The 11,529-nt window shown below is 41.7% G+C and carries 10 protein-coding genes; 1 reads left to right on the forward strand and 9 read right to left on the reverse strand.

The genetic code is table 11. From position 1 onward, the window contains the following. The first annotated feature begins 164 nt into the window (after positions 1 to 164). Positions 165 to 800 (forward strand): hypothetical protein, encoded by a 636-nt coding sequence (locus G3O08_RS17530; protein WP_163286759.1) that lies wholly within the window; start codon positions 165 to 167, stop codon positions 798 to 800. A 103-nt stretch (positions 801 to 903) separates the two neighbouring features. On the opposite strand, the gene dinB is transcribed toward G3O08_RS17530, so the two are convergent. The 9 genes from dinB to G3O08_RS17575 all read right to left on the reverse strand — a co-directional run bounded on the left by dinB (position 904) and on the right by G3O08_RS17575 (position 11,413). Beyond that, entirely contained in the window at positions 904 to 2,250 is a 1,347-nt protein-coding gene (gene dinB / locus G3O08_RS17535) for a DNA polymerase IV (protein ID WP_163286760.1), read from the reverse strand. A 146-nt stretch (positions 2,251 to 2,396) separates the two neighbouring features. After that, the gene (locus G3O08_RS17540; RefSeq protein WP_163286761.1) at positions 2,397 to 2,654 is read right to left on the reverse strand and encodes a four helix bundle protein; all 258 of its coding nucleotides are present in this window, start codon (positions 2,652 to 2,654) and stop codon (positions 2,397 to 2,399) included. Positions 2,655 to 2,663: 9 nt separating this feature from the next. Next, positions 2,664 to 2,768 carry a four helix bundle protein gene (locus tag G3O08_RS21310; protein ID WP_163286762.1) on the reverse strand — a complete coding sequence of 35 codons (105 nt, stop codon included), beginning with the start codon at positions 2,766 to 2,768 and terminating at the stop codon, positions 2,664 to 2,666. Between the two features lie 215 nt (positions 2,769 to 2,983). Next, a complete protein-coding gene (locus tag G3O08_RS17550; protein WP_163286763.1) occupies positions 2,984 to 3,754 on the reverse strand; it encodes an XRE family transcriptional regulator in 771 nt (256 codons plus the stop codon). A gap of 380 nt (positions 3,755 to 4,134) precedes the next feature. Next, positions 4,135 to 5,082 (reverse strand): DUF2279 domain-containing protein, encoded by a 948-nt coding sequence (locus G3O08_RS17555; RefSeq protein ID WP_239541329.1) that lies wholly within the window; start codon positions 5,080 to 5,082, stop codon positions 4,135 to 4,137. Between the two features lie 248 nt (positions 5,083 to 5,330). Next, positions 5,331 to 6,602 (reverse strand): T9SS type A sorting domain-containing protein, encoded by a 1,272-nt coding sequence (locus tag G3O08_RS17560; protein ID WP_163286765.1) that lies wholly within the window; start codon positions 6,600 to 6,602, stop codon positions 5,331 to 5,333. Then, on the reverse strand, positions 6,593 to 10,450 hold the full coding sequence (locus G3O08_RS17565; RefSeq protein WP_163286766.1) for an esterase/lipase family protein: 3,858 nt from the start codon (positions 10,448 to 10,450) through the stop codon (positions 6,593 to 6,595). The genes G3O08_RS17560 and G3O08_RS17565 overlap by 10 nt, the downstream gene beginning before the upstream one ends. A 31-nt stretch (positions 10,451 to 10,481) precedes the next feature. Then, a complete protein-coding gene (locus G3O08_RS17570; RefSeq protein ID WP_163286767.1) occupies positions 10,482 to 11,045 on the reverse strand; it encodes a hypothetical protein in 564 nt (187 codons plus the stop codon). Between the two features lie 32 nt (positions 11,046 to 11,077). Continuing rightward, positions 11,078 to 11,413, reverse strand: coding sequence for a hypothetical protein (locus G3O08_RS17575; RefSeq protein WP_163286768.1), 336 nt, complete (start codon positions 11,411 to 11,413; stop codon positions 11,078 to 11,080). Positions 11,414 to 11,529 lie beyond the last annotated feature (116 nt).

The raw sequence follows: 11,529 nt of genomic DNA on the forward strand, positions 1-11,529 counted from the left end.
GGTTCTCCGTTAGACGGATTGCCGCGTCCTATTGATCCGGCTATCTCCCCGCTGCATTTGCAATGCTGCGGTATATTATTCTAATTCCATCAAACCTCTAAAAATATTCGCGCGACAATTATTATAATTTTTCTCTATCTTGCAGACGAGTAAAACTGATAATCATGAAAAAATTCAACAATTTACTTTTATTCGCGACAGCTCTATTATTCCTTCCTTTTTTGCAGTCGTGCAACGATGACGATGACAATTCCGGCAACGATCCGGCTACGATGACGTATCCGCATACCATAGCCTTCTCCCATTTCGAAAATATTGATTTTAAGATGTGGACGAATGGTGCGGAGGTGAATACTACCGGACTGAATTTTATTGATTTTGTAGAAGATGATGAAGATGACTCTTTTCTTGTTGCTGAATATTATGAATCATCACCTGGATTGACTTTTACAGAAGATTCTGTTTTTAGTATGGCACCGGATAGCACCATTGAAGGTCACCCTTATATTATTTCTAATGACTCTGTTTATACCCAGATAGATGGGTTTTTTGGGAGTGATACAATTGTTAATGTCTTTATCGGTCTTGGCTCTCCATCGCACCTGAGACTTGTGCAGGGATTTTCGCAGTACTGTGACACGTATACTGGTGAATTAACTATAATCTCGTGTAGTTCAAATTTACATCAAAAGTTTCATACGCTTGAATCGGCACTGGATGAATTTGGAATCACGGCGCTTGAAGATATTGAAGAAGGTGATACTTTGATTGTCAATAATCGGTATGTTCATTTTCAATAATGGATTATTGGGGATTTAGATTTGCAAAATGACATTGGATTTCGGTTTTCTGCGTGACGCATTTCCACGGGAGACGCAAAGCCTTGCGTCTCTACAAAACACGTCATCTGCGTCTATTGGGCAGCAGCGGTGGTGGTTCGCCGTTAAACGGATTGCTGCGTCCTATTGATCTGGCTTCCATGCCGGCAGCGCGCATTACAGCCCTATCGCCGTAGCGCACCCGCATTTTGTCCATTGCCTGATAGAGGTTTACCATCTCTTCGGTATCGTCAAACATGTTGATCTGATTTCCGCCGCTTACGAGATGGCTGAATCGCACGCCAACCATTCGCACCAGCACACGGCGGCTGTACAATTTGTCAAACATCTCTTTTACACGGGGAATGATTATGTGATCGGCGGCGGTGTAAGGCAAGCGCATTTGCATGGTGCGGGTATCGAAATCGCTGTAGCGCACCTTTACGGTAATGCAGGCACTGAGCTTCTCGCCACGGCGCAGCTGAAAAGCCAGATTTTCGGCCATCGCCACGAGTATGCCCTTTAGCTTTTCCACATCTGTGGTGTCGCGGTCAAAGGAGCGCTCGGTGCTTATGCTCTTCCGCTCGTTAAACTGAACCACCGGCGAGTTGTCAATTCCATTGGCTTTTTTCCAGATTACCTCACCGTTTTTGCCCAGCACCCTGCTCATCATCTCTATCGGCATTTCCTGAACGGTAAAGATTTTTTTCACTCCCAGATTGCAAAGTGTTTGGTAAGTCTTTTCGCCTACCATGGGTATCTTTTTCACCGAAAGGGGAGCCAGAAAAGGTTTTTCGGTTCCGTGCTCTACAAAAAGCTGGTTGTTGGGTTTGGCCAGACCGGTAGCAATTTTAGAAACCGTTTTATTTACCGACAAGCCAAAAGAAATAGGCAATCCCGATTCTTTTATAATCGCCTGTCGCAGTTCGGAGGCCAGTTTTACACAGCCAAAAAACTTGTCCATTCCCGTAAGATCCACATAAAACTCATCGATAGATGCTTTTTCAAACAAGGGTACACGTTGGCGGATAATCTCGGTCACAATTTCGGAGTGCTTGGTATAAGTCGCCGAGTTGCCGCGTATCACAATCGCTTCGGGACAAAGCTGCTTAGCCTGGCGCATGGGCATGGCAGAGTGTATGCCAAACTTGCGCGCCTCGTAGCTGCACGAAGCCACCACTCCCCTGTCAGTTACGCCGCCAATAAGCACGGGCTTTCCGTTGAGCCGGCTGTCGAGTAGCCGCTCTACGGATACGAAGAACGTATCTAAATCCAAATGGGAAACCGTGTGTTGCTGAGTCGCGAGTCTCGAGTCGCGAGTCGCGAGAGGAGAATATGGTGGAGAGGGATTAGTCACGAGTCCCAAGTCACGTGTCGCTAGTGGGTCACGAGAGGTTTCTTCATCAAGATATGTTTGATCCTTTTTATTCATGGTACCTTCCTATTTATCAAAAAGCATAGCTAAAATTTGTACTTCATTCCTCTTAAATAACTTCACAACCGTTCTCGCAACTTGTACTAATAACTATTTCAAGCTTAATGCTCGCTCGAGACTAACGACTCGAGACCATTTCCGGCTTATTGCTTCCTCCCCTCGTCTCTTTTAAGGCTTTTCATCAGTCCAATTATCATTTTTTGCTCTGCTTGGATTAGATTCAAAAGTTCCGGGTTGGGTGCGGTAATTTCCGGATAAAGCTTCCCAATAAGCACAAATAGATTTTCCACTTCAAAACAGCTACCAAGCGCAATACGTAAATATTGCCTGAACGCCTTTGGAGTTTCATACGCACAGCCTTCAGAAATATTATTTGAAATAGATGTAGATGCTCTTCGCAATTGACTGGCTTATTCAAACTTCTCTTCTGAAGGTAACAAACGTGCATGCGGATAGGCCAACACTGCAATCTCAATTGCATTATGCCAAATCTTTAACTTCTTAAAATCTTTCATAATTAATCGTTTAATGTAAATGAATATAAATCAATAAGTCTCTTTTAAGTCTCGAGTCGCCAGTCGCGAGTGTGTAAGGCTTAGCCTACTGATTAAGTTTTATCTAACTGCTGCGCAGCGCTTATCAATTTAATAAAAAACAGATGTCCAATCTCAAAACAACGCACGAAACGTTGCGCACTTCTCTCGAGACTCGTGACTCGCGACTCGTGACCTCAACGGCTCGTGACTAATTTCTCCAACCTCCCAATTGCTCCCAGAACTTCTCTAAACCCACCGCTGCCAAACGAACTAAACGCCTCCAAATCAAAACTCATCACTCCTCGTGCCTTCCACACTTCCAGCACCTGTGCCTGCTTGATGGTGTATGGCTCAAAATCGGTATTGTCTGAAATCATTTCATACTGCCGGTTTTCGGGAATGGTGCGAACCCGTTTAAACACAATACCGTCATCTTTGGTGAGAAAAATATAGCGGTCATCGGTTTTTAGGTTCGTCCAGTCTTGTACGTACTCGCATATTACGTATGCTTTTGATGGGATAGGCATCATGCTCTCGCCTTCAATCTGAAAAATGCGATACGTTCTATCGGCGGGGAGTTCCGGAAAGGGCATCGCAAAATTGGGCAGTGTTGAAACATAGTCCAAATCGCCAAAACCATTGAGATAACCCGCTGCAGCTTTTACCGGCACCAGCGTTACGCGCTCTTCCTGAGTGCTCGCATCTATGGCAATGGGCAATATCCGCAATGCTTTTCCGGAGGCATCGGCACTGCTCACCCCTGTGCTCAAATCAGTGTTGATGAGCTGATCGAGGCTATACCCAAAAAACTCGGCCATCATTTGGAGGGTTTGGAGCCTGGGCTCGGCTCTACCTTCTTCGTAAGCACCTACAATTGGGCGCTTTAACCCCAGTCGCTGTGCCAAATCTGATTGCGTAAAACCCAGCTGCTTACGCAGATAACGAATGTTTTGACTTAAATACATAGTCTTTGTTTTAAGCGGCTAATTTACGAATCATTCTAATAATATTAGCAAAAATCAGTTTGAATTCTTTAAGTAGTGTTGCAGTCCCGACCATACGGTCTCTAGTTGGTCGCAGAGACGGCTCATACTATAGCAGACGGTTTACGCCCTTCGGTTGTGGAGATCGCTCTCCAAATTAGGATAGAATTCAGACCCCAAAGGTTGTCCAAACCTTTCGGGGTCTCTCGTCTAGGTAATCCCTCTGCTGAATGCCAAAAATCAACACTACAACACCTGAAGATTGCAGCTTAAAGCTTTTTTCAACTACCCACTAAACCCTGCGCTCCCCCCTCAGTTTACCAAGCCAAATGCATAGCGACCAGTGACTCGTGACGCGCGACTTAAAAAGCAATCCAATGCCACTTTACATCCCCCTCACTAAACTCCAAAGCCGGAGCAGGGATCTTTATAAATCCAACAACACTAAACACAGTTTTTAAAAAATGACTCTCGGTTTTAATCCGGCTCAGGTCAATATCCAAACTCAAATAATATTGCCGGAACCGCTCAATTTCCGGCAAGGCATCACCAGCTTGATTAAAAGGAGGATTGCAATCGCCACCAAGCATACCATTAGCTCCATATCCCAGCGCAAAATTTAGCCAGGGCAAAAAAGCTTTTTCCTTATGGCCAAAGCTTGAAGGATTTACCGAAAGCCACATTGTTTGGCCGTTGTAGTCTTTCAAAACACTTTCCAATCCGGTGCTGCCCAGGGTTTCAGGGCGATATTGGGCATAATCTGATGGTGAATATGAAAACTTAAGCGACATTCGTTGTTCATTCCAGAGAAGTTGCTGGCCGATAAAAAAGCCTGTTCCCGAAAGATTTGCCAAAGCATCGCCCGTACTAAAACCCCATTCATCGCTGTAGCCATCCATTATTTCTACAGTGGTTAAAAAGAATAAGCCCAGGTTTCCGCCTATCCATAAAGCCGATTTATCGTTGACTCCCGTCCATTTCATCACCTCATATCCAACTCTTCCTAGCTGGTAAGAGGTTAGCGCATGTCCTGCTTTATCCATCTGCATCCAAGTGGCATTGTCATTAAAAAAATGGAAATTACTTCTGGGATAGTCTTTGTACCAGAGTTCATTGAGCCCAATTACCGTTGCGCCGTAGCCAACTGCGGTGGTGGTGGTTGCAAATACTAAGCGATTTTTGTTTAGTGTGTCTGAAGTTGTAAAAAATTGCGCTTCCGCGGAAAAAGAGATAAATAGAATTGCAGCAATGGATATGATGCCTTTGCAGAAAATAAAACTTGAATGACCTGATGTTTTGATTGTTCGCAATTGAGACAAAGATAGAGAATGAACATTTATAATGGGCATTTCATGAAGTTACAAACTCAAAATGCACACCTCGTGCTGACTTGGTCTATACCAACTTTTAATTTTCATCAAGAATTCCTCAAAAATTAACCTCCAATTAAAAACAACGAGACTTTCTCCAATGAAGAAAGTCCCGTTGTTAAGCTTTAATGCGTGAATGAACCACTTCTGCCCATTCAATTAAATCAGCGTTAAGACACTAATTTACATTATTTGATAATCGATAATTTACCCTGATCGATTAATTTGTCGTTGAGTTCCAGTCTATACAAATACAGGGCATTTGCTAAAGCAGGTAGGTCAACCCTTGAATTTTGAGGTGGCAGTTTAGCATTGAAAACCTCTCTTCCTGTAATTTCAAATATGCGCAGAGTAAGAATAGATTCAGAACTTGGGTATCCATTCAAAAACGAAATATTGACATAGTTTTGAGTAGGGTTTGGATAAAGCACAACATTTACACCCGAATCATTTAAGCCAAGTTGGGAAGGTCTTGCTGAAGCGGTATTACAAGAGCTAAAAAGTATAGTATTTGGACTTATTATGTAACTTCCAAAACCAGTGGTATCGATATAATTCTCAAGAGGTATTTCGTAAATTGTGGAGTCCAATACAAATGTAATACTGTCGCTCAAGAAGGTATTGATATCAATTTGACTACACATCAGATCGAATTCTAGCCGCTGTATAGACTCAAGAAGAATTAATCGCTTTAAAGAGTCATGATCGCAGTAGTTAATATTCGTAAGAATTTGTAAAGCCTTATCTTTTTTGCCGATCGTACTTAAGATGGATGACTTCCAAAACTCTAACTGGAATTGTTCTTTATAATTGTAGGTAGTTTTTACGCTATCTGTAAACTCCATTAATACAGTGATATAATTTTGAACTATGGGATCAAAACTACTTTGGTTATTGCTACGCAGTAAGATACTGTCTACAAAAAGTCTTTCAATAGTTGCCTTATAATTATTTAAACTCTTCCAGCGCATGTGTTCAATTACCAAAGCGATGGAATCATTGGAAACTGAATCAATCTGTGCTAAGGAAAGTAATTCATAAAATTTGTCAGCAGCAACCAGATCATCGCCATTCAGCGTGTCAGAAGTGGTTGTGCTAAAGGCGGCAACTTTCACTGCATAATCAAAAGGTGTATCTGTAAAATAAACAGGTGAGTTAATTAGAGGGAATTCGCTTTCATTACCATTTGACTTAGGCCCGTCTTCGAGAATTATCGGATCTTTTGGGTCATCATATCTTCCACATTCAGTGATAGGTGCCACAGGCCCAAATTTAAAAGGAATCTGGCATTCGACAATCCACCACCCCTGTGTATTATTATAGTCACCTACACTCAAGTCAAATTCTACTTCATCAGGATGATTAGGATCTTCAAACGGTACGCTTGTATCTAGCAATGGAGTCCAAGTATTATTGTATGCTATAATCTGGGGTGGATCAGGACTACAGTTTAAATCCATGCTTCCACATTCATTATGTTACCATCATAAAATTCATTATAACCATCTTCCATTAATAAATCGAATGCTTCATTAAATTTGATATTATAATCATTTTGTCTGAAAAAATTGTAACCTCCGCTATAAAGAGATGAAAGATTTATATCCGAACCCTTTCCACCATAAACGGCAGTTTCATTATTTTCAAAAGTATTACATTTTAGTGTTAGTCTTCCATTACTCTTACCTACGCCACCGGAGTTATTTACAAATTCACTTTTATAAATAAACATGTCTGGGACTGATATATCACTAACTCGACTTCCATAGGTAAAGGTTGAATAATGAATTTTATTCCCAACAGTTCCCGCTGAAGAGATAATGGGTGAGAACCAAAAGTCGCTGAACTGGACGATATAACCATATCCTTCTACAACTATTCTTGACTCAGTAAACTCAGAACTGGTAATATACAGCGGTCCGGATTCAAAGTATTGAAGTGCTGCATTAATCGGCACTCTATTAAAAAGGCTGTGAGATATATAACATGTTGTAAAAGGAACGACACCACGGGGATGATGCCCCTCATGTAAAGATTCCACAGTGGTTTGAATAAAGTCTGACTTATTGATTAGAACTATTCGCGCATCCTCTTCCATTATGATTTTGCCATACTTAAATTTCACCCAATCCAATTTTTGAGAACTATATGTTTCACCAACTACTGCTCCTTGAAACTCCCAAAAATCAGCATTTTCTTCCATGTATAGAATCAGATCATCCTTATTCTCTCCACGCAATTCTACTTTAGCATTTAAACCTGCAGAAAAGCGCTCACCCCAATACCCTTCTTTAAGCATACGGATATATCCGCTTTCTGTACCTTGGTACGTAAAAGTAAAGGTTGCATCATCTCCAATGTGTGTCAAACCACCAAGAGCGAGCACTGCGTTGTTTCCATTGAGTTCTATTTGAGCTCCATCTTCGTAGATAAGTTTACCTCCGGCTTTTATGATCACTTCACCACCGTCATCAACTTTCAACAGCCCGCCTTTGAGTAGCAGTTCCCCTCCGGCAAGAACAATTACTTTCCCTCCATCACGAACACGCAATAAACCGCTATTGAGATTAATTTCACCTCCATCATGAACTACTAATTTTGATCCGGATCTTACCTCTACGGCTCCTCCATCCAGATTAATTTCTGCATTTTCGAGAACATTTAACATCCCGGTATTAGCGGTTGTCTCTCCTATAAGAATAGATCCATAGGGCTCTACTTCTATACTGCCATATTGACTTGAAGCACAACCTTTTGTTAGGTAAACAGAGAAATTAGGCACATTACTATTTGGATACGTGTTATCAGAAAAATCTACAATCGGCCCGCCGCAGTTTATTCCCACTACTCCATATCCACTTGGATCTCCGCTAAGAATTAAACTTGTAGTAATTCTATCTGTAGTTTCAGTAATCTCACCGTTGTTGTTATTTGCACCGAGATTATAGAAATAGTCAGATATACTCGTGAACTGGTTAATTGATGAATAATCAGGACTTATGAATTCTTCAAACGGTCCCACATTACTTGGAGAAAGGTCAACATGAGCTTCGTTTGTCGGTGCAGTATTGGGGGGATAAAGCGTTGGATCTAAAATAAAGACTTTATCAAATTCAGTTTCGTTGTTTGCCACCACAGTCGCCGGATCAATTTGAGCAAAGGGAGTTGAGAATTTTCCGGGAATATTCAGCGCACTCACCGTCGGTACAAATCCAAATTGCGTTTGATGAATTTCAATACATGGAAGATAATTTCCTGATAGAATATCCTGAAAAAACTGAGCACTTGCACCTGTGCCTGAAACCGCATTTATTGGAAAACTTCCTCCCGGTGCACTATCGAAAGGTATTCCACGAGCCTTGACTTTGTATTGTCCTATACTTATTTCAACTAATCCCCATAAAAGTTCACCTTGAAGATATCTTTCATAAATCTTAAAAGATTCATCCCCTCCCGGCAGTGCATTGATATCGAGTCCTATACCTGCGGTTGCTCCAAAAAATGCTGCCATATCTATCACCGCTCCAAGAGTTAAATTAATGAGCGTATTTGCAAAAGTGTGACCATCTATAAGGTCATAGGTATCAACCAATTCATCTGTGCAACTATAATCTGACATAATGTCAATACTAATTAGTTCTGCAACTCCTGTAAACCCCTGACTGTTTCCTACACCATTGCCTTTAGCGATGGCTATATTTTCTGTGGTAGATTGAGGCAGACCTATTTGAAGTTCTGATATAAAGTCAGTTCTCATTTGAGCAGGCACCCTTATGGGAATATTAAACGGCGGAAGATACGCGATATCAAAAGCATAAATAAGCATTTGTTTGGCAGCCGGAGAATTAAGAAGGTTATACGCATTCTGGATTCCTTCTTCATAGTCAGATATATCAACATTTCGGTACAAGTCATCTACCGCGATAGCCACAGCATAAGGAATATTCGCCCCAAGATGTGGCGTATCGACGGTGATAAAATAACTCACATCGGGTGGGCCGTATGTATTATCGAGCTCCATTTGGCGCACGGCGAGGCGTGCTACCAGACCGCCCATGCTATAGCCAGCCACCACATTGGGCTCCGTACTGCCATTGGCGGCTTTTTGATCGTTTACCCATTTTATGGCCTTCTTTAGGGTCTGGGCATTCTCTAAAATATTGCCCGTGCCCTGCTCAAAATCGACGTAAACGATGTCGTAGCCGTTGGCTTCGAGCTCGTCGAGAAGTGGGTAGCCTGATCCATTCTGGTCTTGATAAAAGTCAAACTTATCGTAAAAATCGATGTACGTTTCATTCTCAAAAGCTTCAAAATACTCATCGGGGCTAAACCCTTCCACGTAAATAAAAGGTTTGATTATTTTGTCATTGCCACATGCGTACTCTATTTGCAGATCAATGCCGTAATTGCTCAAAGCCGGGTCGGGGTGGTCAATATGTTTGAATCCGCTCCACGATTCATTGTAATTCTTGGCACCCGAAGGGTGGTAATTCGGTGTTTGCACCAAGGTCAAAGTGCTGTATGCGTAATAGATCTCGTTATTGGTATAGGTAATGCGCAGCTTGAGATGCTTTTTTCCAAAACTGCTCCAAGAAACCTTCACAGTGGTATTTAAGCCCACCGTTTTCCAGCCCTGCCCATCGTCAAAATCAAATGCCACTGTAGATACGTTCAGACCTGTATTTGTTTTGAAAAAGGCGGGGGATGTTTTAAAATCCATACTCAAGCTGTCTTTAATCGTGGTTTTATAAGGACTAAATGCAAAGAGAGTTTGCGCTTCGTAGGGCGACGTAGATTGATTGGGATAGTCGTAAAGTTCACCGTTTTGCTCGTAGAAGAGGGAATAAATCAGCGCAGAATCGCGCTTGATACGGTGATAGTCTGCATGAATGATAACCAGTGGGTTCTTCCCCGCAGCTTCTTCAGAATCGCGCTGGGCTTTCCAGTCATTGATGCTCGGTATAGGTGATGGCTGAACGGTAGCTGCGGTAACCATAGTACCATACAGCTTTAGCCAATGCTTATGGCTTTTTACCGTATCGGCACCGACCGAGCCGTCAAAATCTGCAGGCTTGGCAAATGGCCAGGCGCGATCGAGAAGCAAGTTCGTAGTAACACCGGTGAGATCGAGATTGCCAAATACATCGTCCATTTTTTCTGAAAAGGGAACGGAAGTATCAATAACGGTATCTGTAGGGAATGGTACTGTTTGCCCGAAGGCAAAAAAAGTTGTAAGACAGCATAAAACTGCCAAGAATAATTTGGTATTGACGAAATCAAAAGATTTGTCACTATCTTGGATTTTCATAATGATTGGGTTTAAGGGTTAAAAAAACGTACTAAAAAATTTGAGGAACATCAAAACGAAAACGGCCTTCTGTCACACGGATAGTATCAGTACCCTGCTCATCAGAGACCGTAAACTTAAAGGTTCCTTTAATAGTGCCAAGGGGTGAGTTTCCAGAGGCTCTTGGTATAAACTCTTCAATCATCATTTCCCCATCTATCAAGTGTTCCATTTTTATTATCGAGCCGTCGGCTTCCAAATAACGATAAAGGGGAAAAATTGAATCTGCGAATGAAGGTTCATTGAATAGAAGAAGTCCTGTATTATGCTCAAGTCCATTGATTCTAATCATTGCCGCTTCAGAATTTGAACAGTCTCTTCCAGAAAAGACAGCATAGCCCTGTGGAATTTCCATATAAGACTCTGGATAATAATCAAACTGCGGCCCGCTGCATTGAAAGGGAATACTTATTGCCTGAAAAGGCTCGCCGTTTATCTTACACTCAAAGTATTGAATGCCGTAATTGGGTTTGTCGGGCTTGTCGTCATCTTCTTTGCACGATGCAAGAATAGTAAGCAACAGGAATAAGAAAAAATGGGTTTTTAGTTGTATCATGACTCAAGAGTTTGAACTAATTTAATGATTTTTCAGTTAACGATTATTAAGAATGTCGTACAGGTTAGATTCGTGGCGTAGATTTTATCATTGCAATCCGCCGGCTTGGCAAAAGGCCAGGCGCGGTCGAGAAGCAAATTTGTAGTAACATCGCTAAGATCGAGATTGCCAAATACATCGTCCATTTTTTCCGAAAAAGGAACGGAAGTATCAATAACGGTATCTGTAGGGAATGATACTGTTTGCCCGAAGACAAAAAAAGTTGTAAGACAGCATAAAACTGCCAAGGAAAATTTGGTATTGACGAAATCAAAAGATTTGTCTATATACCTACGCGGCGGTTGGCATCTGCGATCTTTGGTTTTCATAATAATTGGTTTTTTGGTTAATAAAATTAGAATATTTGGGGAACATCAAATCTAAACTGACCATCAGTAATCCTGAAAGTATCTACAGCATTTTCATCGGTAACCGTGAAATTAAA

Origin of the sequence: Cryomorpha ignava (assembly GCF_010686655.1) — a bacterium.
Taxonomy (GTDB): Bacteria; Bacteroidota; Bacteroidia; order Flavobacteriales_D; family Cryomorphaceae; genus Cryomorpha; species Cryomorpha ignava.